The organism is Paenibacillus sp. FSL R5-0912 (assembly GCF_000758605.1).
Taxonomy (GTDB): domain Bacteria; phylum Bacillota; class Bacilli; order Paenibacillales; family Paenibacillaceae; genus Paenibacillus_AQ.
Genome location: NZ_CP009282.1, coordinates 3,404,898 through 3,429,545, shown reverse-complemented (window position 1 = coordinate 3,429,545; position 24,648 = coordinate 3,404,898). Strand labels below are relative to the sequence as shown.

The window sequence follows — 24,648 nt, the reverse complement described above, 5'->3', positions numbered from 1 at the left end:
AAGAACAAGCCTGTTGCTCTTGACATTGATTGCTAAACCCTTATCCACATAAAAAAAGCCGCCCTGCACAAACTTTACTTAAAGTTTGAAGATGGAGCGTGCCAAATGCCAATAAACAACGCATACAAAACTGCGGCCACAGCCGCACTGCTTACTGCCGTCATTCTTGGCTCAACCGCCTGCAGCTATTCCAGCAAGGACGATACCCCGAAGGGGAATTCGGTTACGCCAACCGGAACATTTGCCGGGAGCTACTATGAGAAGAATGCCATCACGGACAAAGAAGGCAAGTATTGGATTCCGCTGAAGCCGGCCGCTGCCTCCATAGGATACAGAATGAAAGACGACACCTCAAGCGGAGGATATACCAAGCTGGGCTATAGCGATGTAATGTACATGCTCCGTCCGGATTCCAGCCAGGTTTTCTCCCTGGGGGAGAAGATCACCCTGCCGGATGTTCCTATCCGCCGCGAAGGTCAAATCTACATCACGCCTAATGCATTGTCCAAGCTGCTGCAGACCGAGGTTGGCTGGAATCCAAGCACCGGAGAGATCAATATTGCTGCCCCCTCTGACAGGGATACTACTGCCAATACTGGTGCAGGTGAAGCAGCTAAGCCGCTGCGGATCCAGAGTGTCTCCAATGTGGATACCGGTGAACTAATCGCCTATGCCAAGAAGTATCTCGGCGTACCCTACGATTTCGGTGCCGGACCTTATGAGGAGACCAAACGGTTTGACTGCTCATCCTTCACCCGTCATGTATTTAAGAAATTTGGTGTCGATCTCCCTCGGCTGGCCAAAGATCAGGATAATATCGGCAGACGCATATCAAGAAGCGAGCTGGAGCCCGGGGATTTAATTTTCTTCACGGTACCCGGCCGATTCGAGAGCGACGCCATTCCCGGTCATGTAGGCATCTACATGGGGGGCGGCAGTTTCATTCATACTTGGGGCGATCCCGGAGTACAGATCAGTGACCTGGACAGCGGGTACTGGAGTAATGTTATTCTGCACATGCAGCGGGTGTTATAATCCCCTAAATATAACAAATGCAAGGAAGGTTACGGGCTTCTGCCGAAGCGCCGTACCACCTTGCATTTTTTTATGCCACCGCCATTGTCCGGCAGTATACTATTCCCAGTTCTTACTGCGCCCGCTTAAGCGGAGAATCAGCTTCACCAGCTCCACAATCACCACTATCGCCACTGCAGCCCCGCAGACAATTCCCCACTGCAGACCGCTCAGATGCTCCACTCCGAACCATTCATTCAGCCCGGGAATGATAATAACCAGCACCAGCAGAAGTCCCGAGATGACCGAAGCCCCCAGCATGTAGCGGTTGCTGAACAAGCCGATCTGGAACAATGACTTGGTATTGGATCTGACATTGAAAGCATGGGTAAGCTGCAGCAGTCCCAACGTCGCAAAGGCCATCGTGACTGCAACACCTTCGTCGTAATGGGTATGTGCCCAGTAATACACCAGCAGGGTCAGTGCCGCCTCAAGCAGCCCTTGATAGATGATTCCAATCCCCACGCCTCCGGCAAAAATACTGCTGCTCGATTTACGCGGCTTCTTCGACATCACATCATTATCCGCTTTTTCCAGTCCGAGCGCGAGCGCCGGCAGGGTATCTGTGACCAGATTAATCCACAGGATATGAATCGGTTCAAGAATCCGCCAGCCGATCAGTGTCGCAATGAACAGGGTCACCACTTCCCCCAAATTGGCCGACAGCAGGAACTGGATCGCTTTGCGGATGTTGCTGTATACCTTGCGGCCTTCTTCGACAGCAACGACAATCGTAGTGAAATTATCATCGGCCAGTACCATGTCGGATACGCCTTTGGCCACATCTGTTCCTGTGATGCCCATACCAACACCGATATCCGCTGATTTCAGCGCAGGCGCATCATTAACTCCGTCACCTGTCATAGCAACGATTTTGCCCATTTGTCTCCAGGCCTTGACGATCCGCACCTTATGCTCAGGTGATACACGGGCGTACACGGAATAATCGGCCACTCTTGTGGCAAAATCCGCCTCGCTGATCTGATCCAGCTCGCGGCCGGTCAGCACTGCCTTGTCATCGTCGATGATTCCAAGCCGCTTAGCAATGGCGGCAGCCGTGTCCCGGTGGTCCCCGGTGATCATCACCGGACGGATGCCCGCCCGTCTGCACACGGCAACCGCATCCCGGACCTCCTCGCGCGGCGGATCGATCATCCCGGTCAGGCCGATGAACACCAGATCCTTCTCCGTCCCCTCCGGCGAAGGATCGGAGGGCTGCTCTGCATGGTCGCGGTAAGCAAACGCCAACACCCGCAGCGCTTCGTCTGCCAGACTTTTGTTGCTGGCTGTGATCCTGCTGATATGCGCCTCCGTCAAGGGCACCACGGTGCCGTTCTCTTGAATATGGCTGCATTTGGACACCAGTACATCCGGCGCTCCCTTGGTTAGCACCCGAAACTCACCGTTATCCAGCTTATGAATCGTCGTCATCAGCTTTCGGTCCGAATCAAAAGGCAGCTCATTCACCCGCGGATAACGCTGCTCCAGCTCCCGTTTGTCTGTCCCGATGCTGAGTGCGAAGTCAACCAGCGCCGTTTCGGTAGGGTCGCCGATAATGGCTTTACCGCTCCTTGTCCCGCCTGCTAAACCAGGCTTCACCTCTGCCCGGGCCCCATCCGAAGCTTTATCTGCAGCACTTTTGCCTTCGTCTATGCTGGAATCATTGCACAGGGTCATCGCTTGCAGTAGCAAATCACCGCCCGGCGTATCGTTAAGCTTCGAATCGGCCTCGACCGTCTCTCCGCCAACATACAGCTTTTCAACGGTCATCTTGTTAAGTGTTAATGTGCCCGTCTTGTCAGAGCAGATAATCTCCGTACTGCCCAGTGTCTCCACAGCAGGCAGTTTGCGGATAATTGCCTTACGCTTAGCCATCCGCTGCACGCCTAGCGCCAGAATGATGGTTACGATGGCCGGAAGACCTTCCGGAATCGCCGCTACTGCAAGTGAGATGGAGGTCAGCAGCATATCAAGCAGCTCTCTGCCCTCCAACCAGCCGACCACGAAGATAACGACACAGACACCCAGGATAATGAAGGTGAAATATTTTCCAAGCTCATCCAGCTTTTTCTGCAATGGGGTAACTTCATTCTCCGCCTCGGAGATGTATCCGGCGATCCGGCCCACTTCGGTATGCATCCCCGTAGCCGTTACCACACCCACACCCCGTCCATAGGTTACGCTGCTGCTCATATAAGCCATATTCGTCCGGTCACCGATCACAAGATCGTTGCCTTCCAGCACTCCCGATTGCTTATCCGAGGGCAGTGATTCACCGGTCAGCGCCGCCTCCTCGGTCTTCAGTGACGCCGCTTCGAGCAGACGTAGATCAGCGGGCACCACGTTGCCGGCTTCCAGCAGCACAATATCGCCAGGCACCAGCTCCTCGCTTTTGATCTCTGTGACCTGTCCGCCCCGGCGGACTCTCGCCTGCGGAGAGGACATGCTTTTGAGAGCCTCCAGCGCCTGCTCCGCTTTGTTCTCCTGGATGACGCCCAGCACCGCATTCAGGATCACCACCAGCAAAATGATAACGGTATCCGTCCACTCTCCAAGGATTCCCGAGAGTACGGCAGCCGCCAGCAGGATGAAAATCATTACATTCTTGAATTGCTCAATGAATTTGGCCAGCAGCGATTTAGACTTGGCTTCCTGCAGCATGTTCTTGCCGTAATGTTCCAGTTGCCGTGCCGCTTCTTCTGCAGTCAGCCCTGCTTCCCTGCTCTCCAGCTGCTTTAGCACCTCAGCCGTATCCAGAGTATGGAACAGTACACCTTCTTTACTTTTGCTTTTAGTAGAATCTGAGTTCAAATCATCCGCTCCTTCTATAATTTATTTAGTTCAATCAAACCCTTATATGGAGTTTTACCCAAAAATAGCAGGAGAATTCTAAAAACATATGTATATTTATCAAAGGTTGCGCCTGCTCGAACGGGCGAATCCTTTGAACCGGGTCCCCTTGCTGGTCAGCTCCCCCCTGTCTCCCTCAACGATCAGACCATACGCTTTGGCCTTCACTTCCAGCTCCCTCCGGTTCCCGTCCTGGAATTCAAAGGTTACATAGTAGCTGGTGTGAGTACCCGCATGCCCTCTGCCGCCCCACACCTCCGCGCGTTTAGTAACTGCTGTCGCCACCCTCGACTCGAGCGGGCTGGCATTGTTGGTCATCCAGATCTTCAGGGCTCTGGTAATAGTGTAAGCAACAAAAACTGCGATCAGCAGCAGCACCAGCTGTAATAAATATGGCCCTTCGGAGAAGAAGCCGCGGGAGGAACTGGCTAAAGCCGAATTGAGAAATCCGTTAAAAATGCCCTCTATATGCAAATTAAACGCTCCTTTGGTAAAAATAATTATAAAATGTTCATTTTACTAGAGAATACGCGGTGTACCGGCTCTGGTTTCGTATTTTCATGAAATTCCCCCCCCAAAAAAAGTGCCGGAAATTTGGTCCTGCCCAGAATCATATGTTATGCTTTAACTACAATATACAGTAAGGAGGTGTTCTCTTGATGACATATCTAGCGCGCTTGTCCATTTCTAAGCTGCTGAAGGCGGCCTTCATACCGGTGCTTCTCCTGACATTTCTGGCTGCTTCTTCCCAACTGCTGAACGTACAGGAGGCTTCCGAAGTGCAGCATGCCAGACTGGAGCGTTATGAGCATAAAATGGCTCAGCCGGTCCGTGTGCACAACACAACGTTCCATTACATTCCTTCCGCGCGGCTGGCCCATCCTGAGAACCTGCTGGCGCTTCATCCGGAAGCGTCCCTGCCTCTGCTCTGTGTGTCGTTTTTCCCCATCATTTACATCATTCTGAAGCGGCTGCTGCTGTATCCGCTGAAATGCACATCACACTTTATAAGGTAAAGGCTTTCCTAAATCCTTTGAGTGCACAACGCATTATCATTCAGGTTTCCTGCTGAAAGGAGGAAATCCATTGAAAATCAGATATAGAGGGGCTGCCCCCCTGCGCCCTTCCAGAATACTTCGCCTGCTCTCGGTTATAGGCGGGGGCTTGCTCGCTGCTGTAGGACTGGAACTGTTCCTGATGCCGCACAAGCTGCTGCCGGGCGGCATCGCCGGATTGTCTGCCCTGCTGTCTCATCTGACCGAAATGCGTCTTGGCTTATTTCTGTTCCTGCTCAACCTTCCGTTCATTCTAATGTCGCGCAGGCAGATTAATCTCCGGTTTGCCCTGTATACAATGCTTGGATTAATCTGTCTGACGGCGGGCTCGCTGGCCCTCCACCACTTCCCTGCCGCCACCAGCGAACCGTTGCCTGCTGCGATAGCCGGCGGACTGTGCCTGGGCTTTGGACTTGGCATCTCTGTCCGCTTCGGAGGCATTACCAGCGGAAGCGAGAAGCAGGGAGTCCGGCTGCTGAATGGCGGTCCGCCCAAATCTGCTGAAATGGTGATTATGCTGTTCAACTGTGCCATTCTGCTTTTTGGCGGTTCATTGTTTGGGTGGGATCAGGCGATGTACAGCATCATTGCTTACCTCCTGGCCTTTGAAGCCCTGCGCTTCTCGTTAAGAGACTTATCCCTCTCCCAGGCTGTCTGGATTACGAGCAGAAACTGTGAAGAGATCCGCCGCAGGCTCCAGCAGTCTCTTGACCGCGAAGTAAAACTCGTCAGGTCCACCGGTCCTGAGGGACAGCCGGGCACCGTCTTCTGCCTGGCTAGCAGGCTGGAGGAGGAGAAGCTGGCTTCCATCGTCCACGGATGCGACCAGGATAGTAAGATTGTCATTAACGCGGCCCGGAACAGCCGGATTTCTGCGCTCTTCCGTAATCACCCGCCAGGATGACCAAGGGTATTCACCGGACAGCTTCCAGCCCCTGATCAACCAAAAAGCGTTCCCGCATTTAGTTGCGGGAACGCTTTTTGGTTAGATCAGGCAAGGGCAGGCTCCGCCCTGTCAGCGGAACATTCCCCATAAGCGGATCAGGTGAAATGTGTTGCCCGGATCAATCTTCTGGGCAATCACAAATTTAACAATTTGCTCTTCCTGCGAGGACGTCAGCTTCTCATTCATCACTGCAGAAGCGTTGCGCACCAGTCTGCGCACAACGGCAGTGTCCTGCAGCTCTTGTTTGGAAATTCCGTTGATCATATTCTTGATGCGTTCCTTAACCGCCGGATTCTTCATCTTCAGCTTAATGCGATCCACCAGCGCAGGACTGATTCCGAATTGCTGATAACCCAAGCATAGCACCTCCCGTCATATCCAATCATTCACAGTATATGAGGGTTGGTCTCCGCATGTGCCTAATCAGTCAATTAAATCTCCCTGGAAAATTTGCTCCTGCTGCAGGTACCCGCGCAGCGGAGCATAATCCGCTGATGTCCAGAACGCGGCATCCCGCAGCAGCTCCGCAGCATCATCGCGCGCCAGCTCCAGCGTTTCGAAATCGGCTGTCATATCCGCCAACCTGAATTCCGGCAGCCCGCTCTGCTTCGTCCCGAAGAAATCCCCCGGTCCCCGCAGCTCCAGATCACGCCGGGACACCTCGAAGCCGTCGTCCGTATCCGTCATGGCCGTCATCCGCTCTCTGCCAATCTCAGATTTGGGATCTGCCATCAGCACGCAGTAGGAAGTATGCTCCCCTCTGCCAACCCGTCCGCGCAGCTGATGCAGCTGGGACAGGCCGAAGCGGTCGGCATCCATGATGATCATCAGCGTGGCATTCGGCACGTCCACCCCCACCTCTACGACCGTCGTAGAGACCAGCAGCTGCACTTCGTTGCTATAGAAGGCACGCATTACTTCATCCTTCTCCGCAGGTGTCATCCGCCCGTGAAGCAGCCCTACCTTGTATCCCGGGAAAGCCTGAGACATCTGAACATGCAGATCAATCGCATTCTGCACATCGAGCTTCTCCGACTCCTCAATGAGCGGACAAATCAGATAGGCCTGCCGGCCCTGGTCTATCTCGCGGCTGATCAGATTCAGCACCCGCTCCATCAGATCGGGCTTCACCCAGTAGGTCGTAATCGGTACGCGTCCCTTCGGCCGTTCCGACAGTGTAGACACATCCATGTCGCCAAAAACAGTGATCGCCAGCGTACGCGGAATCGGGGTTGCCGTCATCGTCAGCACATCCGGATTATAGCCCTTGCGCCGCAGGACGCTGCGCTGGTTCACCCCGAAGCGGTGCTGCTCATCCGTGACTACAAGCCCCAGACTGCGGAAGAAGACATCATCCTGTATTAACGCATGGGTTCCGACGACCACATCCAGCATTCCCAGCTGCAGGGAAGCCAGCAGATCCTTACGTTTGCGTCCGGTCACACTCCCGGTCAGCAGACCGACGGTTATACCAAACGGCTCAAACATCCTCGTAAGCGAGCGCATATGCTGCTCTGCCAGGATTTCAGTCGGCACCATCAGTGCCCCCTGGAACCCTGACCTTACAGTGGCATACAGTGCGATTGCCGCCAGCACGGTTTTGCCGGAGCCTACATCGCCTTGCAGTAGCCGGTTCATACAATGCCCTGAGCGCATGTCATGCAGAATCTCCAGCTCTACATGCTTCTGGGCGTCCGTCAGTTCAAACGGCAGGCTCCGCACAAACTGGCGAACTGTAGCGTTATCCACTGTATGGACCACACCGTCCATTCTGCCGCGGTTTAGTACACGGAAGGCCTGTACCTTGAGCTGGAACAAGAATAGCTCTTCATAGACCATCCTGCGCCTTCCCTGCTGACCTTCGCGTGTATCCTCCGGCTGATGGATAGTGGCAATCGCCTTTTTACGCGACATGAAATCATATTTGCGCATAATACTGTGCGGCAGTATTTCCGGAATCAGCTCTCCATACTGCTGCAGGGCCTGGCCTATGACTTTGCGGATCCATGACTGAGTGATCTTGCCGCCTACAGAGTACACCGGCTGCAAGGTTCCTGTCTTGCCTTCTCCCCGGTCCGGAAATTCATAATTGGTTACGGTAATCTGATTGCGTTTCTGGTCCCATTTCCCGGTTAATACTACTTCGCGGCCCACTGTCAGCTGCTCACGTGCATAATGCTGATTGAACCATGTTGCCGTGAACATCCACGGCTCGGCCACCATCTTGCAGCTCATACGTGATTTGCCCCCGAAGCGCTGCAGCACCGGAATGCCGATCACCTTAGCTACCAGGGTTGCTTTATCCCCATGCTTAACTTCACTAAGAGACTTAGGCCGGAAATCCTCATAACGGAACGGGTAGTATTCCAGCAAATCCTTCACTGTAAAGACGCCAAAGGCGTGAAGCTCACCTTGCTTTTGAGCGCTCACGCCAGTTATTTGTTTCACTTCAATGGATTCCAAAGCCAGCACCATGTTCATCCCCTATACTAGGCGGGCCAGATGAATACGGCTAAGGTCCCGTTGCCGACATGGCTGCCTACGACAGGTCCAATGTTGGTCAGTACCTTCTCTTCCAAGGTGAAATGCCCGGACAATTCCCTCAGGAATTCTTCGCCGGAAGCCGGTTCAGCCGTATGACCCACGGCCACATTGATTTTGTTCACACCCGGCAGATCCGCCTTGAACAGCTCGATCATGCGGGCAACTGCCTTCTTGCGGCCTCTAACCTTCTCTACCGCATAGATGATTCCTTCTGCATCGATCGACAGGATCGGCTTGATATTGAGCAGCGTACCCAGGATGGCGGACGCTTTGCCGATTCTGCCGCCCTTCTGGAGATATTCCAGCGTATCCACCAGGAAGTACAGCTTGCGCGACTTGCGCAGACTCTCTACCTGCTCCAGAATTTCCTCCGGCGCCTTACCCTGCCCGGCCAATCTAGCGGCTTCCACTACCATGAACCCGAATCCGTAGGAAGCGGACAGGGAGTCAACCACGGTGACCGACTCCCCTTCCTCTTCCAGCATGGATTTGGCCAGGACAGCAGATTGATAGGTTCCGCTAAGTCCGGAGGAGATATGGAAGGACAGGATCGGACTGCCCGGATAACGTTCCTGAATGCTGCGGTACACGTTCATATATTCGACCGGCGACGGCTGTGAGGTGGTCGGCAACTGCGGCGAGCGGGGAAGACGCTCATAGAACTGCTCCGGAGTCATATCCAGATTATCCCGGAAAGCCTCTTCGCCGAACATCAGTGTCAGCGGAACGACTTCAATGCCGTACTGATCCGCCAAGGCAGGCGGGATATCGGAAGTGCTGTCGGTAACGATTACGGTACGATTCATGGATTTCCTCCCCATACTATGATTAGCTGATCCACTCTGCTTGCTTAGGTCTAAGATGTCTATGGCTCCACTGAGAAAAGATAGTAATACAGCGGCTGGCCTCCATCATGAACTTCTACTTCAACCTGCGGATACGTTTCTTCCAGCCATGTGCTGAGGGAATCTGTAACGTCTGCTTCGGTATCTGCACCTGTCAGCACCGTTACAATCTCGTCACCGTTCACCAGCATGCTAGCCAGCAGCTGCTTGCTTACAGCAAGCAGTTCATCGGCGGCAGCAACGATCTTGGAGTTCGAGATTCCGATATACTGCCCGGCTTTGATCTCCAGCTCTTCAATGACTGTATCCCGCACGGCATTGGTAACCTGTCCCGATTTGACCTGTGCGATTGCCTCCAGCATATTGCTCGTGTTGGCATCTACCGCTTCCTCTTCCTGGAAAGCAAAGGCGGCCGAGATTCCCTGGGGAATACTCTTGCTAGGGATAACCGTGATGTCACGTTCGCCTTCCAGCAGCTCCTTGGCCTGCTGCGCAGCCAGTACTATATTGGAGTTATTCGGCAAAATGTAGATATGCTTCGCTGAAATAGAAGAAATCGCATTAACGAAATCCTCCGTGCTCGGGTTCATCGTCTGGCCGCCGGCCAGGATGGCATCCACGCCAAGGCTGCGGAAGATATCAGAGATTCCATCTCCCGAAGAGACTGCGATGAAGCCGTATGGCGCCAGATCATCCGCAGGAGGAACTGCCGGCGACTGTATGCTGGCCTTCTCTTCCGGAATATCGGCGAATACATCCGGCATTGGAGCAATATCCATTCCGGCTGTCAACAGATCGCGGTGCTGCTCACGCATATTAAGAATGTGAATCTGTGTGATCTCACCATGCAGCAGCGCCAGGTTAAGCACCTCGCCGGGAGTCTTCGAGTGCACATGCACCTTGATGGTCTCATCATCCGAAATTACGATGATGGAGTCACCGTTAACTGACAACGCTTTCCGAAAAACTTCCTCATCAAAATCTGATTTCACAGATGCGCCAAGCTGGCGGTTGATGAAAAATTCCATATCATATAAAAATTCGATGTCTTCCGTAGAAAGCTGGGATTGGGCGGAAGACTGTACGGAGGACAATACGTTCTCAGGTTTAGTCAGTACTGCTGCAGGAATTGGTGCAGGAACTGAGGCTTGTCCTTGTACAGGTGTCTGTACAGCGGCTGATCCGCTGGTCAGATACTGGTGGAAACCTTCATAGATGTAGACCAGACCCTGCCCGCCGGAATCCACAACACCGACCTGCTTGAGCACAGGCAGAAGTTCAGGTGTATTGGCTAGCGCTTCCTTGGCTTTGGCCAAAACCTCGGTCATCAGCTCAGTAACATCCGTTGTACGGCGCGCATAATACACTGCATGTCTCGCAGCTTCCTTGGCGACGGTAAGAATCGTGCCTTCAACCGGTTTAACCACTGCTTTGTAGGCTGTATCAACGCCAGTCTGCAGTGCTGCAGCGAACTGCTGCGTGTTCAATTCTTCATATTGGGCTGCATAACGTCCAAGACCTCTGAATAACTGCGACAAAATAACGCCGGAGTTCCCCCGCGCGCCCATCAAGAGTCCTTTGGAGAGTACTCCTGCACATTGGCCTACAGAGGCAGTATTATTTTTCTTCAATTCATTCGCGCCAGCGGTCATCGTCAAATTCATGTTTGTTCCCGTGTCTCCATCCGGAACCGGAAAAACATTTAAAGAATTGACATGCTCCGCATGCTGCTGCAGCTTTTCCGCACCGGCGAGTACCATTGCGGTAAAATCTGTCCCGTTTATAGAACGCTTACTCAATGAGAATTCCCCTTCCTAACTTCATGCCTAATCAATTCTATGATTAACTGGACATAATGCACTAATTTATATTGTACTATAAGAGTCTAAAGAAATAAATGTTTTTGAATCGGTTGACGTAGCAAATTTTGCTGTGATATTATATTTAAGTATTGTTTTACGCAGGTGTAAGTAACAAGGAGGTGTAATCTATGTCCCGCAAATGTACAGTAACAGGCAAGAAACCGGGCAGCGGCAACCACGTGTCTCACGCAAACAACCGCAACCGTCGCTCTTGGGGAGTTAACGTTCAGAAGGTCCGTATCCTAGTGAACGGCAAACCGAAACGCGTGTACGTCAGCACCCGTGCTTTGAAAGCCGGTAAAGTTGAACGCGTTTAGTCTTGGATTATCCTAGACCTAGCGATATCTCATATGAAGCAAAAAGCACCCTTTACATTCGTAAGGTGCTTTTTTTCATGTTTTCTGTTCTGCCTCGCTCAGCTCTTCTGAAAAGTGTTCAAAATCGCTTTAACAAAACCTCCCAAAAATCTTGGCAGCTTGAACGTGTAAAATTTCATGATTAACCCTCCCATCAATTCATGCCATGCAGTAGGAGACTATCCTGTCATGATGTGTATGCCAACGAACTGCAGACCTCCCTTACAAAAAAAGGCTACATGAGATTTCTGCTCATGTAACCATATTTATGCGGGTATAACTTGGCCTATACCTAAGCACTCCGGATTAAAGGACAGCACCATCCGCCGCCTCGCGGATCGCCCGGATTGCACCTGCACGGTCACTGCGTCCGAAGACCGCATTGCCCGCTACTAATACATCTGCCCCTGCTTGAGCCACGAGTGGCGCTGTAGCCTCGGCAATTCCTCCGTCCACCTCAATGCGCAGCCCCTTGTGATTCATCTCACCGGCCCATTCTCTTAGCTGTGTAATCTTATGCAGCGTACGCGGAATGAAGGCTTGTCCGCCAAATCCCGGATTCACTGTCATGACCAGCACCAGATCAACATCCTCGAGAACCTCACGCACAGCCGCTGCTGGAGTACCCGGATTAATCGCCACACCGGCCATCAGGCCGAGCTCCTTGATCTGATGAACCACCCGGTCCAGGTGTACACAAGCTTCGGCATGGACGGTAATTACAGCCGCCCCTGCGGCGGCAAAATCAGCAATATACCGTTCCGGATTCTCGATCATCAGATGAACATCCAGCGGCAAGGAAGTATGAGCCTTGACCGCTGCCACTATGGCAGGACCCAGGGTTATATTCGGCACAAAATGACCGTCCATCACATCTACATGAATCCAGTCTGCACCGCTGGCTTCGGCTTCCTTGACTTCTGCGCCAAGTGCGGCAAAATCTGCCGACAATATGGAAGGAGCAATAATAACCATGTGTTTAGTACCTCCGCTTTTTATCTTTCATTTCGTTGTAGAACAGCTTGTAATGCTCATAGCGGCTATCCGCAATCTCTCCAGCCTGCAATGCTTCTATCACCTTGCAGCCCGGTTCGTGAAGATGGCTGCAGCCGCGGAATTTGCAATTCTCCGCATAGGAAGCGAACTCACGGAAGCATTCGGACAATTCATCCACACCCAGCTCCAGAAAGTCCAGCTGGCTGAAACCTGGTGTATCGGCCACGAAACCGCCATTCCCGATATCCATCAATTCAACGTGACGCGTCGTATGACGCCCGCGGCCAAGCCGCATACTGATTTCACCTGTCTCCAGCTCAAGGCCAGGTACGAGGCGGTTCAGCAGGGTTGACTTTCCTACGCCGGACTGGCCTGAGAATACGCTGATGATTCCGCCCAATCGCTTCCGCAGCTCATCAGCACCTGATCCGTTTAGTGAGCTCGTAACCATTACTTCATAGCCAATTTGTTCATAGAGAGCTTTGACTGCTTCTGTAGCCTGGCCCTCATCATCCGCCAGATCCTGCTTGGTCAATACAATCAGCGTGTCCAGTCCTGAATGCTCGATGTGAACGAGAAATTTGTCCAGCAGGTTGAGGTTCATATCCGGTTCCCGTACAGAGAACAGCAGTACGGCCAGCTTCACGTTCGCTACCTGCGGACGGATCAGTTCAGAGTCACGGGGGAGCAGTTCATCCACCATCCCCTCCCCGTTCTCGGTCAGCATATAGATAATCCGGTCACCTACCAGAGGGGCTATTCCTCTTTTCTTCAGTATTCCGCGTCCCCGGCATTGTACAGCCTGTTCCTCCGTTGCGATGAGTCCATCCTTAAGCGGCTTCACATAGTAATATCCGCTCAGCGCTTTGATAATGATTCCTTCAGGCATACATATTAAGCCTTCCTCTCCTGATTTTGCGCAAATGACCCAAGATTGGATCCCCCGGGTCATTTCGCCGCTCCAGCTGTAATGGTGTTGCCACCGCCCCGCTGAAGCTTATCTCTTTTTATTTATTTTTGCCCTTGCCCTTGCCATTTCCAGGGGAAGCGGCAAGCAGTTTATTATTGTTGTCTTTACCTGGTACGAAGCCCGTCTGATCACCTGTACCTGTCTCGTTGCCCTCTCCGGTGCCCGGCGGCAGAATCTCAGGTTCGATCGTCGGCTCAACCGGAGCCTCAGTAGGTGTAACGGTCGGCTCAGGTGCCTGAGTCTGAACCGGAGGCGGTTCAGGCGTCTGCACATTATTATTCTTGACATCCACGTAAGTTATAGGATAAGTCTCGAGGAATTCCCCGTCCCGGTATACAGACACCATTCCGTCCTTGTTGGGAGCAAGCACCATGTTCACGGATAAGGTCTGACTTTTGCCAATCGTGCGTGTACCCCACTCCTGGTTCTCGCCATTATTACGCGCATCTGCAAAGACAATACGGATTTTGCTCTTCTGTCCGTCCACTGCAGGTGCAACCGGTACGTTAAAGGTATATTCCAGTGCTTCCGGAGGATAACCTGAACTGAGGTAAATGGTTATTTTCTCTCCAGGGGGAACCTGATCCCCTTCCTCATATGCCCACTGCTTCGTGACTTCGCCCTTCTCATAAGTGAAGCTTGGCTCTTCCTTAATCTCATCCAGCACAAGGCCGGCTTTCTCAATCGCTGCTCTGGCTTCCTTCTCCGTCATTCCAAGGAGGCCCGGCATATTCGTGCTCTCTTCGCCCTTGCTCACGATTAGCTTAACCGTTACAGTCTCAGGATCATACTCACTATTTGCCGCAGGCTCAGAGCTGATTACTTTGCCCTTGTCAAATTCTTCACTGAAACGTTCGTCCGGACTGCTGATTCTATCCTGTGCAATTCCCAGTGCAATTAGTTCCTTAACTGCATCGTCATAGCTCATATTAGAAACATCCTTAAGCTTAGGCAGAACCTTGGCGGTACTTACCGTAAGGATAATATGCGTTCCTTCCTTGACCATCGTGTCAGTCTTGCTCTGTTTCCAGACGATATTCTCTGCAAAATTCGGGTTGTACGCCTGCACGGGCGGCTCCTCTGCGAACAAGCCCACCTCTTCTAGGGCAGCTTTGGCTTGCTCAAATGAAATACCGGTAACAACCGGCACCGCCACTTCATCCACGGACAATTTGGAGTTGACATACCAGACGACCCCGCCCATGGCGATCAGCAGGATAAGGGTAAGACTGATCCACAGCGCCGCGCGGCCCGATTTGCGCTTGCCGGGTGGAGGAGGCGGAGCATCCTCCATACTGCGGACACGTTCCTCTCCACCGCCGCCACGGCTGCCCAGCCCCCGCTGGAGCGGTTTGATTGCAGGAATTACCCGCGTTCTGTCCTCGTCCTCTTCGTCATCGAATAAGACCTTGGACTCGCTCCGCCGTTCTGGCAGCAGACAGGTCTCCAGATCCTGCAGCATTTGCTTGGCGGACTGATACCTTTCTTCCGGATTCTTGCGCATGGATCTCAGGATTACATTCTCCACGCTTTGCGGAATCAGCGGATTCAGCAGGCGCGGCTCCTCAAATTCCTCCTGCAGATGCTTCAGCGCTACACTAATCGGGCTTTCCCCCAGAAAAGGCAGCACCCCGGTAAGCATCTGATAGAGCACGATTCCCAGAGAATAGAGGTCGCTCTTCTCTCCTGTGGTCACGCCTTTGGCATGCTCAGGCGAGAAATAATGCACGGAACCGACCACGGAACCCGTCTGGGTTATGGTAGTGGACGTAACCGCCCGGGCAATCCCGAAATCCGTTACTTTAACCCGGCCATTACGGCCGATCAGAATATTATGAGGTTTAATATCGCGGTGAATAATCTGATTCAGATGCGCATGATCAAGCGCATCACAAATTTGTGATGCAATCCGCACGGACTCGTCAACCTGCAGCGGAGCCCGCTCTTTAATGATTTCGTTAAGATTCTTGCCTTCAATATATTCCATAACAATATAATGGACTTCATCTTCCTGGCCGACATCGTAAATGCTGACTACATTTGGATGAGATAACGATGCAGCTGATTGCGCCTCCCGCCGGAACCGGCGGATGAATTCCTCATCATGCACAAACTGGTTGCGCAATACTTTGATAGCAACATTCCGGTTGAGCAGAATGTCATGGGCTCTGTAGACGAGCGCCATGCCACCTCCACCGATCCGTTCGATGACTTGGTAGCGGCCGCCCAATTCGTGACCGATCATCTATCCCACTCCTTTGTCTCGGGCACTGCGGCCTCTCCTTGGTGTTCTAACATAGCAACGCTGATATTATCGTTGCCGCCGGCAAGCAATGCCAGCTGAAGTAATCGATCCGCTCTTTCTTCCAGAGAAATCTCATGAATTCCGGCTACCTTGGCCATATGCTCGGGGCTGACGAAATTGCTGAGTCCGTCGCTGCACAGCAGCAGAAGCTCCTGAGGCGCAAGCATAACAGAAGCCAGATCTGCAGACACCACGGCATCCGTCCCCAGAGCCCGGGTCAGCACATTACGGCGCGGATGGCTGCCCAGCTCCTCCAGGCTGATCTGGCCGTTCTTGAACAGCTCATTGACCAGCGTATGGTCCTCGGTTAGTTGTATTGCAGCACCGTCCTGAATGAGATATGCCCTGCTGTCTCCGATATGGCCGATGTATCCCGCTGACCCTTTCAGTAGAGCAGCTACGATGGTAGTCCCCATGTTGTGGTATTTCTCATCGCTTTGAGCCTCTTTGTGGACCGTGTGATTGGCTTCCAATATGGCGGCTGACAGTGCCTCCTTCAGCTCTGCCTCCGGAAGATCAGGCTGAAGCTGGTCCAGAATGTTCCTGACCGTCTCCAGCGCAATTCTGCTCGCGGTATCGCCAGCCAAATGTCCACCCATCCCGTCGGCTATAATGCCGAGGGTATAACCGTGGCGCGTAGCGCCGATCCAGACCGAATCCTCATTGACGGTACGTACCCGGCCAATGTCGCTGGCTTGAACTGTTCTGATCAAATATCCTCACCCCAACTCCATATGTTTGGCACGCAGCTGACCGCATGCGGCCGCAATATCATGGCCTTGCTCACGGCGGATCGTAACGTTCACGCCATGATCGGCCAGTATACGCTGAAATTCAAAGATATCATTGCGGGAAGTCCGTACATACTTGCGCTCAGGCACATGGTTAACCGGAATCAGGTTCACATGGCAGAGCATGGTCTTAAGCACACCCGCTAATTCCTCGGCATGCTCAGGCTGATCGTTCACTCCGCCGATCAAGGCATATTCGAAGCTGATCCGGCGGCCTGTCTTGGCCTGATAGTAGCGCAATGACTCGATTACATCATCAAACGGATAGCGGCGGTTAACCGGCATCAGCTTGGAACGGAGCGTATCATTAGGCGCATGAATCGAGATCGCCAGATTGATCTGCGTATCTTCGTCAGCAAACTTGTAAATATTCGGCACAATCCCGCTGGTCGATACTGTAATATGGCGCTGGCCAATATTCAGACCCTTCTCATGGATCATGAGGCGCAGGAATCTCATGGTTGCGTCGTAGTTCTCGAAAGGTTCGCCGGTGCCCATGATAACAATGCTGCTGACGCGTTCGCCGCGGGCATCAAGAATCTGCTGGGAACGCACTACCTGGGCCACAATCTCCCCTGCGGTCAGATCACGCTTCAGACCTCCAAGCGTAGACGCGCAGAAGGTACAGCCGATCCGGCAGCCCACCTGGGTAGTTACACATACGCTGTTGCCGTAATTGTGCTTCATAATAACTGTCTCAATCGCATGATCATCATGCAGACCGAACAGGAATTTCACAGTACCGTCTTTGGATTCCAGCTTCGTAATTTCGGTCAGTGCCGAAATACTGAATTGTTCCACCAGCTTGCCGCGCAGTGCCTTGGAGAGATTGCTCATGGATTCAAATTCATTGACCCGCTTCACATACAGCCAGTCAAAAATCTGTCCGCCGCGAAAAGCCGGCTCTCCGTTATCCTTGGCCCACTGCTGCAACTCTTCTAAAGAAAAATCATATATTAAAGGTTTCATTGTTATTAGCACCTGTTCTTTCGTAAATTATATGCGTATTATTTCTCATTCTTCCTATTTTAACACAAATTCCAGAGCCGGTAAAAGAAAAGCCCGCCGCGCAAAACCTCTGCGGGGCGGGAAGCTGTAATTCCATGCAGAAATCACTATATTACGAGAGTCGCTCCAGCCGGGCAATATAGAATCCGTCGCTTCCAAAATGATGGGGAAGCAGCTGTATTCCATCGCCTGCGGCAATTGCGGTTCCCTCAAGCCGTCCCCAGACGGCGGTCTTGAAGCTGACCGGAGCGAACCCGGGATTATGCTCCAGGAACTCCCCGATAATCCGGCCGTTCTCCACCTGCTCGGTAGTGCAGGTGCTGTAGACCAATACACCGCCAGGCTTAAGGAGCCCGGCGACCGACTGCAGCAGTTCATGCTGCAGCGCAGCTACGCTGTCCACATCTCCGGGCTGCTTCCGCCACTTCAGATCCGGCTTGCGCCGGATCACTCCAAGCCCCGAGCAAGGGGCATCCAGCAGAATCCGGTCGAAGGATTCCGGCTGAAGAACGGCACCCAACTGCAGTGCGTCGCCGCTTAAGGTGGCGATGCATTCCAGACCCAGACGGGCCGCCTGATCTGCGATAAGCTTCGCCTTATGCTCATGCAGATCATTGGCCAGTATAGCTCCTTCGTCCTTCATCAACTCGCCCATATGCGCGCTTTTGCCTCCGGGAGCGGCGCAGCAGTCCAGCACCTTCATTCCTGCTTCAGGAGCTACAACCTCAGCCACCAGCATGGAGCTTTCATCCTGCACTGAGAGATACCCGTCCCTGTACCAGGAAGTCAGAGCCATATTGCCGCCGCCCTTAACAATCACCCCGAAGGGGCTAACCTTCGATTCAGAGGCCTCAAGACCCGCTTCGAGCATCTCGGCCAGCAGCGCCTCACGGCTGATCATAGTTGTATTGACGCGGACGCTGACCGCAGGCGCTTCGTTATTCGCAGCACACATGGCCTCCGCCGTGTCTGTGCCATATTCCGCAGACCAGCGCTGCACCATCCAGAGCGGATGGGAATGAACAATAGAGATCCGCTCTTCCCTGCTGAGCCCCTCCGGCAACACCGGTAGTTCCCCGGCCCGCAGCACGCTTCGAAGCACGCCGTTAACCATGCCGGAAATACCCTGATGGCCGCGTTTCTTGGCTATATTCACAGCCTCATTAACGGCTGCATGCGAAGGAACCCGGTCCAGATACATAATCTGGTACAGGCTCAGACGCAGCAAATTACGCACCCAAGGCTGAAGCTTAGCTACTCCCTTGCTCACAAAACCCTCCAGAACATAATCCAGAGTAATCATCCGTGAGATCGTGCCATACACCAGCTCCGTAGCCAGTCCGGTATCTTCACGGCTGAGAGCGCCCTTCTGCAGGCTGCTGCCGAGCAGCAGATTGCTGTAGGCCCCCTGCTGCTCTACGCGGACAAGAACATCAAGCGCAACCTCGCGTGCAGAAGCTGCCGCCGGCGGTTTGCCGCCCGGCTTCTTCTTGCCTGCTCCTCTGGCTTGACCACCCGGAGCTGAGCTCCCGGAAGCCGCTGATGTATTGCCGCCAGAAGGATTACGCGGTCCGCCGCCTTTGCCGCCCGCGCTCAACCCAGCACCGTGCCGGGCTTAAGACTTGCGCCGCGGCTGAAATCTGCCGCACTCATCGCTTTTTTGCCGGCAGGCTGTACGGTTGTCAACAGGAGAATCCCGTCGCCGGTCTTCACTTCAACCCCGCGTTCGCTTACAGACAGCACTGTACCCGGAGCAGCATTGCCGCCGGTGGAACTGCCGTTATCCGGCTTCGCCGCCGCCCATACCTTGAAGGTCTCGTCATTCCATAGGGTGAAGGCACCCGAGAATGGTACCAGCCCGCGGATACGGTTATAGGTTGCCAGTGACCCGGCCGTCCAGTCGATCCGTTCATCTTCGCGGCTTAGATTCGGCGCATAAGTTGCTTCGCTGTCATCCTGCACCGTCGCCTCTACACGTCCAGCCGCGAGGCGCGGCATTTCCGCCTTCAGTAAATCACGTCCGGCAATGCTCAGCTTCCCGAACATGGTGCCTGAGGTATCCTCGTCCTCAATCGGCACCTCTACCCGCGAGATCATATCTCCGGTATCCAGTCCTTCCGCCATATACATCAGCGTCACACCCGTTACCTTCTCACCGTTAATGATGCAGCGCTGGATCGGGGCGCCGCCGCGGTATTTCGGCAGCAGTGAGCCATGGACATTCACACATCCGTTCTTCGGCAGCTCCAGCACACTTTTCGGCAGAATCTGCCCGTAAGCCGCTGTAACAATCAGATCCGGCTCATAGGCAGCCAGTTCAGCTACCGCCTCCGGGCGCCGCATCCGTTCCGGCTGAAGAACCGGCAAGCCCAGTTCAAGTGCAGCCTCTTTCACAGGTGAAGGGGCAAGCGTCTTCTTGCGTCCTTGCGGACGGTCCGGCTGGGTAACCACTGCGACTACCTCATAGCCCTCCTCCAGCAGCATCCGCAGGGAGGGTACCGCAAAAGCCGGCGTTCCCATGAACACTATCTTCATTTCATTCACTCCTCAGTTTCACTGCGTTCTGCTGTATACTCATATACCTTCTCGGCGATATCCGTGAACAGCACACCGTTCAGGTGATCGATTTCATGCTGAAAAGCCCGTGCAAGCAATCCGCTTCCGGTAATTGTAATTTCGTTGCCTTCACGGTCCAGACCGCGTACGGTTACTGTCTCTGCACGGCGTACATCGCCGTTCAGGCCGGGGATACTCAGGCAGCCTTCAGGTCCGAACTGCTCCCCGTCCATGCTGATAATCTCAGGGTTAATCAGCTTGATCAATCCATGCTCTTCATCGGCATCGATTACGATTAGACGCTTTAGAATTCCAACCTGCGGAGCTGCGAGACCAACACCTTCCGCGTCATACATCGTATCCGCCATATCGTCGAGCAGTTTTTGCACATTCGGGGTTACGGTTGTTACGGTCTTAGCTTTCTTGTGTAATACTTCATCCGGTTCTTTCACGATCAGCCTGATTGCCATTACAAAAACACCATCCTTGTTCTGAACATGTCTATAGTATATAAAATGAAATCATTCTTTCATTTCATAGTAAAACACCTTACCCATTGTAACACGCCGGGAGATTACATCAACATCTGCGGGTCCACATCAATGCTGATCTGCAGTCCTTTGTCACGGACAGAGTCCTCCAGCTCCTCGGCCACCTGACGGGCCAGTCCGATCGCATCAATCGCACCGCGCCATTTGATAATACACTGGAATCTGTAACGGCCTTTGAGCCGCGGCAAGGGTGACGCTACCGGACCCAGCAGATCCAGTGCATCCGAGGAGAGCTTGTCCAGGCTTCCATACCAGCGCAGCTGCCTTGCTTTGCCCTGGATATTCAGGGCATAATTCTCCGCCAGCTTCAGCAGCAGCGGAAGCTGCTCATGCGATAGCGTAACCAGAATCAGCCGGCAATACGGCGGATAATGCAGCTCCTTGCGGTGCTTCAGCTCATCCCGCACGAACGACCTGTAGTCATGACCGCTGGCATGTATAATCGAATAATGCTCCGGTGTATAAGACTGCACCACCACTTCACCGGGGAGCTGATGTCTGCCCGCTCTTCCGGCAACCTGTGTGAGCAGCTGGAAGGTCTTCTCGGCCGCCCGGAAATCCGGCAGGTTCAGCGCCGAGTCCGCAGTGATTACACCGACCAGTGTAACATCGGGGAAGTCTAGTCCCTTAGCCACCATCTGCGTTCCCAGCAGGACATCGGCCTTCTTATCCCTGAACTGGTTGAGCAGCTTCTCATGTGAACCCTTCTCTGTGGTTGTATCCACATCCATGCGGATGACGCGGATACCCGGAAACAGCTTGCCCAGCTCCTCTTCAACCCGCTGGGTCCCTGTCCCGAAGAAGCGGATATGCTCGCTGCCGCATTCGGGACACAGCTTGGGTGCCGGCTCGGCATGGCCGCAGTAGTGGCAACGCAGATTGTCACTGCGGCTATGATAAGTCAGCGAGATGTCGCATTCCGGACAACCGGCGACATATCCGCAGCTCCGGCACATGACGAAGGTTGAGAACCCTCTGCGGTTCAATAGAAGCACCGTCTGCTCCCCGCGTTCCAGCCTACTCACCAGCGCAGCATGCAGCCTGCGGCTGAACATCGAGCGGTTGCCTTCCTTCAGCTCGTCCCGCATGTCGACCACCGCCACCTTGGGCAGCTCGTTGCCGAGTGCCCGGCTGGGCATCTCCAGCAGGATAGGCGAGAAATGAATGTCGCTCTGTGATCTGGCTGCGTGATAGCTCTCCAGCGAAGGCGTAGCCGAGCCCAGAATCACTACTGCCCCGCCCTGCTGTGCCCGGCGGACCGCGACATCACGGGCATGATATTTCGGATTTTCTTCCTGCTTATAAGAGCCTTCATGCTCTTCATCCATGATTATGAGGCCCAGATTGGCGAACGGAGCAAACACTGCCGAGCGTGCGCCGACAGCAACCATCGCTTTACCCTCACGGATCTTGCGCCATTCGTCGTAGCGTTCGCCGACAGACAGCCGGCTGTGCATTACCGCCACCCCGCTGCCGAACCGGCCTTTGAACCGTTCAACCATCTGTGGAGTCAGGGCAATTTCCGGCACCAGCACTACAGCCTGACGCCCTTGCTCCACACAGCGCTGAATGCACTGCAGATAAATCTCCGTCTTCCCGCTGCCCGTTACCCCATGCAACAAGAAGACTTCATGCGTTTGCTGCTCAACAGTTCCCACAATCCGCTTATAGACAACCTCTTGCTCCGCTGTCAGCGGCAAGGGTGTGCTCGGCTTGAAATCGCGTCCCTGATAGGGGTCGCGGTATACTTCAATTTCACTAATCTCAATATACCCTTTGTCCTCCAGAGCCTTAACCGTGCCGGCCGTTACCTGAAGAACCGATAGCACATCCTTGAGCGGCATGGGAAGTGTTGCCTCCATATCGATCAGGAAAGACAGAATTTCCTTCTGGCGCGCCGAACGTGCCGGGAAGCCGGACAGGGATTCGCGTGCTGCCGAGAGGCCTATGGCCAAATCAACCGCCTTCAGCTTCTTCTTGCCCATCTTGTCCTTGATCGACTGGCTCTCCGCCAGCACCCCGCGCCGCACCATGAACTTTACAGTCTCAGCAGCCTCCGGGAAGGTACGGGTCAGCAGCTTCATGGATACTTCCCCGTGACGTCTGACGAAGTCAGTAATCTCCTGCTCTTCGTTGTCTGCCTCCAGGAAAAGCGGAAACAGCTCATCTCCGGGAGTATAGGCTGCTGCCTCTGTATCACCCAGTGAGATCAGCCGCTCGGCTTTTCCCTTCAAGGCAGTCGGAAGCATAGCCTGCAGTGCGGAGATCCGTCTGCAAGCATATCTTTGACTTATCCAGTCGCCCAGCTCAACCAGCTCCGGCGACAGCGGAGGCAGCAGATCGAGCACTTCCACAATCGGCTTCATTCTTGATACACTGCCGGTCTCTCCCGACTCCAGGGATACAACAAAGCCCTGAACGGTCCGGGGTCCAAACGGAACTGCCACTCTGCTGCCTACTTCAATCCAAAGCTTCAGTGAATCGGGAATCAAATAATCAAACGGCCGGTCGGTGCTGCGCACAGGAACATCGACTATGACCTTGGCAATATCCATTATAACAAGGCTCCGGCAACACGCTCAGCAGCGAGCTGCAGCACCCGGCGCGCTACCTCATCCTTGGAGGCTAAGGGAAGATCCAGAACCAGACCGTCTGCATCATAGACTGACACAATATTGGTATCTGTGCCGAATCCGGCACCTTCCACTGCAACATCGTTGGCTACGATCAGATCAAGATTCTTGCGCACCAGCTTGTCTTTGGCGTAGTATTCCGCATTCCCGGTTTCGGCGGCAAACCCGATCAGGAACTGCTTATCCTTCATTTTGCCGAGACTCTCCAGAATATCCGTAGTCTTCACCAGTTCAAGGGTCATGGTGTCACCACTCTTTTTGATCTTGGACTCCGCGCTGTGTCTCGGGCGGTAATCTGCGACAGCAGCCGCTTTAATGAGAATGTCGCAATCGGCCCAGCGTTCCGTGACCGCTTCATACATATCCTGCGCCGATTCCACGCGGACCAGCCGGATATCGGCATCTCGCGGCGGCGCTTCATCCGTACGCGCGGCGATCAAGGTGACCTCTGCCCCCATGGCGCGTGCTGCCCGCGCCAGCGCGAAGCCCATTTTTCCGGAGGAATCATTGGAAATGTACCGGACAGGATCGATACGTTCAACCGTACCGCCAGCGGTAACAACTACCTTTTTACCAGCGAGCGGGCCGGATTTCTTGTCGTTCTGCAGCGCAAAGAAGTTCTCCACAACCTTCACGATCGCTTCCGGCTCTTCCATCCGCCCTTTGCCCACGTAACCGCAGGCCAGCAGTCCTTCGCCCGGTTCAATAAAGTGTACCCCCCGGTTGTATAGTGTATCGATATTGCTGAGTACCGCCGGATGCTGATACATGTGAACATTCATCGCAGGGGCCACCATTACAGGAGCTGTAGCGGCAAGAAGTGTAGTAGACAGCATATCATCTGCCAGCCCGTGCGCCATTTTGGCAATAATATTTGCGGTAGCCGGTGCGATCAAGACCAGATCGGCCGAATCCGCCAGATCAATATGTGAGATGGAGGACGGGTCGCGTTCCTGAAAAGTATCGCTGTATACCCTCTGCTTGGACAATGACTGCAGTGTCAGCTCCGTAATGAACTGCTTTGCCGAAGCAGTCATAATAACATGAACCTCGGCGCCTTGCTGGGTAAGCTTGCTGGTGAGGGCCGCCGCCTTATAGGCAGCAATGCCTCCTGTAATTCCGAGTATAATCGACTTTCCTTGTAAACTCTTCAAACTGATCTCCCCCCTGTACCTCAATCTGTGCCCATTGTATATGCCGCTATGAAAAGAAGAAATGAAAATCTTCATATTTACGTCAAAAGGAAGCTGTATAGATTTCATTTAGTTTTTTGAATAAAGGAACTAAATTCCCTTATAAATAGAGA

At 53.5% G+C, this 24,648-nt stretch carries 21 protein-coding genes; 4 read left to right on the top strand and 17 right to left on the bottom strand.

What is annotated here, in order from left to right; all coding sequences use genetic code 11:
• The first annotated feature begins 105 nt into the window (after positions 1-105).
• A complete protein-coding gene (locus R50912_RS14385) occupies positions 106-1,035 on the top strand; it encodes a C40 family peptidase (protein WP_042235783.1) in 930 nt (309 codons plus the stop codon).
• Between the two features lie 99 nt (positions 1,036-1,134).
• On the opposite strand, the gene R50912_RS14380 is transcribed toward R50912_RS14385, so the two are convergent.
• Together R50912_RS14380 and R50912_RS14375 are read right to left on the bottom strand one after the other, a co-directional pair.
• Positions 1,135-3,843: a calcium-translocating P-type ATPase, SERCA-type gene (locus R50912_RS14380; RefSeq protein ID WP_042242388.1), complete on the bottom strand. Its 2,709-nt coding sequence runs from the start codon at positions 3,841-3,843 to the stop codon at positions 1,135-1,137.
• A gap of 141 nt (positions 3,844-3,984) precedes the next feature.
• Entirely contained in the window at positions 3,985-4,398 is a 414-nt protein-coding gene (locus tag R50912_RS14375) for a DUF2500 domain-containing protein (RefSeq protein WP_231637855.1), read from the bottom strand.
• A 185-nt stretch (positions 4,399-4,583) separates the two neighbouring features.
• Between R50912_RS14375 and R50912_RS14370 the strand changes: the two genes are divergently transcribed.
• A complete protein-coding gene (locus R50912_RS14370; RefSeq protein WP_042235781.1) occupies positions 4,584-4,940 on the top strand; it encodes a hypothetical protein in 357 nt (118 codons plus the stop codon).
• A 70-nt stretch (positions 4,941-5,010) separates the two neighbouring features.
• Positions 5,011-5,883, top strand: coding sequence for a YitT family protein (locus R50912_RS14365; protein ID WP_042235778.1), 873 nt, complete (start codon positions 5,011-5,013; stop codon positions 5,881-5,883).
• Positions 5,884-5,994: 111 nt separating this feature from the next.
• On the opposite strand, the gene R50912_RS14360 is transcribed toward R50912_RS14365, so the two are convergent.
• The 4 genes from R50912_RS14360 to R50912_RS14345 form a co-directional block, all read right to left on the bottom strand.
• Positions 5,995-6,282: a stage VI sporulation protein F gene (locus R50912_RS14360; RefSeq protein WP_039298036.1), complete on the bottom strand. Its 288-nt coding sequence runs from the start codon at positions 6,280-6,282 to the stop codon at positions 5,995-5,997.
• 66 nt (positions 6,283-6,348) lie between these two features.
• The gene (recG, locus tag R50912_RS14355) at positions 6,349-8,400 is read right to left on the bottom strand and encodes an ATP-dependent DNA helicase RecG (protein WP_042235776.1); all 2,052 of its coding nucleotides are present in this window, start codon (positions 8,398-8,400) and stop codon (positions 6,349-6,351) included.
• A gap of 14 nt (positions 8,401-8,414) precedes the next feature.
• Complete coding sequence (locus R50912_RS14350) at positions 8,415-9,275, bottom strand: DegV family protein (RefSeq protein WP_042235774.1); 861 nt, start codon at positions 9,273-9,275, stop codon at positions 8,415-8,417.
• A 59-nt stretch (positions 9,276-9,334) separates the two neighbouring features.
• On the bottom strand, positions 9,335-11,113 hold the full coding sequence (locus R50912_RS14345) for a DAK2 domain-containing protein (RefSeq protein WP_042235772.1): 1,779 nt from the start codon (positions 11,111-11,113) through the stop codon (positions 9,335-9,337).
• Between the two features lie 191 nt (positions 11,114-11,304).
• Here R50912_RS14345 and rpmB point away from each other — a divergent pair, with 191 nt between their 5' ends.
• On the top strand, positions 11,305-11,493 hold the full coding sequence (rpmB, locus tag R50912_RS14340) for a 50S ribosomal protein L28 (RefSeq protein WP_019911441.1): 189 nt from the start codon (positions 11,305-11,307) through the stop codon (positions 11,491-11,493).
• A gap of 98 nt (positions 11,494-11,591) precedes the next feature.
• Here the strand turns inward: rpmB and spoVM are convergent, their stop codons facing one another.
• The 11 genes from spoVM to coaBC all read right to left on the bottom strand — a co-directional run bounded on the left by spoVM (position 11,592) and on the right by coaBC (position 24,496).
• Entirely contained in the window at positions 11,592-11,672 is an 81-nt protein-coding gene (gene spoVM, locus R50912_RS14335) for a stage V sporulation protein SpoVM (protein WP_020431362.1), read from the bottom strand.
• Positions 11,673-11,838: 166 nt separating this feature from the next.
• Positions 11,839-12,507 carry a ribulose-phosphate 3-epimerase gene (gene rpe / locus R50912_RS14330; protein WP_042235769.1) on the bottom strand — a complete coding sequence of 223 codons (669 nt, stop codon included), beginning with the start codon at positions 12,505-12,507 and terminating at the stop codon, positions 11,839-11,841.
• 4 nt (positions 12,508-12,511) lie between these two features.
• Positions 12,512-13,417 (bottom strand): ribosome small subunit-dependent GTPase A, encoded by a 906-nt coding sequence (gene rsgA / locus R50912_RS14325; RefSeq protein ID WP_042136602.1) that lies wholly within the window; start codon positions 13,415-13,417, stop codon positions 12,512-12,514.
• A 118-nt stretch (positions 13,418-13,535) separates the two neighbouring features.
• Complete coding sequence (gene pknB / locus R50912_RS14320; RefSeq protein ID WP_042235767.1) at positions 13,536-15,743, bottom strand: Stk1 family PASTA domain-containing Ser/Thr kinase; 2,208 nt, start codon at positions 15,741-15,743, stop codon at positions 13,536-13,538.
• Complete coding sequence (locus R50912_RS14315) at positions 15,740-16,516, bottom strand: Stp1/IreP family PP2C-type Ser/Thr phosphatase (protein ID WP_042235766.1); 777 nt, start codon at positions 16,514-16,516, stop codon at positions 15,740-15,742. The genes pknB and R50912_RS14315 overlap by 4 nt, the downstream gene beginning before the upstream one ends.
• Positions 16,517-16,522: 6 nt before the next feature.
• Positions 16,523-17,563 (bottom strand): dual-specificity RNA methyltransferase RlmN, encoded by a 1,041-nt coding sequence (gene rlmN, locus R50912_RS14310; protein WP_042235764.1) that lies wholly within the window; start codon positions 17,561-17,563, stop codon positions 16,523-16,525.
• Positions 17,564-17,714: 151 nt separating this feature from the next.
• Entirely contained in the window at positions 17,715-19,199 is a 1,485-nt protein-coding gene (gene rsmB, locus R50912_RS14305; RefSeq protein ID WP_081956500.1) for a 16S rRNA (cytosine(967)-C(5))-methyltransferase RsmB, read from the bottom strand.
• Positions 19,196-20,137, bottom strand: a complete 942-nt coding sequence (fmt, locus tag R50912_RS14300) for a methionyl-tRNA formyltransferase (RefSeq protein WP_042235762.1) — start codon at positions 20,135-20,137, stop codon at positions 19,196-19,198. Before fmt ends, rsmB begins: the two co-directional genes overlap by 4 nt.
• A 5-nt stretch (positions 20,138-20,142) precedes the next feature.
• Positions 20,143-20,628, bottom strand: coding sequence for a peptide deformylase (gene def / locus R50912_RS14295; protein WP_042235760.1), 486 nt, complete (start codon positions 20,626-20,628; stop codon positions 20,143-20,145).
• Between the two features lie 104 nt (positions 20,629-20,732).
• Positions 20,733-23,264, bottom strand: a complete 2,532-nt coding sequence (gene priA, locus R50912_RS14290; RefSeq protein ID WP_042235757.1) for a primosomal protein N' — start codon at positions 23,262-23,264, stop codon at positions 20,733-20,735.
• Positions 23,264-24,496: a bifunctional phosphopantothenoylcysteine decarboxylase/phosphopantothenate--cysteine ligase CoaBC gene (gene coaBC, locus R50912_RS14285; protein WP_042235754.1), complete on the bottom strand. Its 1,233-nt coding sequence runs from the start codon at positions 24,494-24,496 to the stop codon at positions 23,264-23,266. The genes priA and coaBC overlap by 1 nt, the downstream gene beginning before the upstream one ends.
• Between the last annotated feature and the right edge of the window lie 152 nt (positions 24,497-24,648).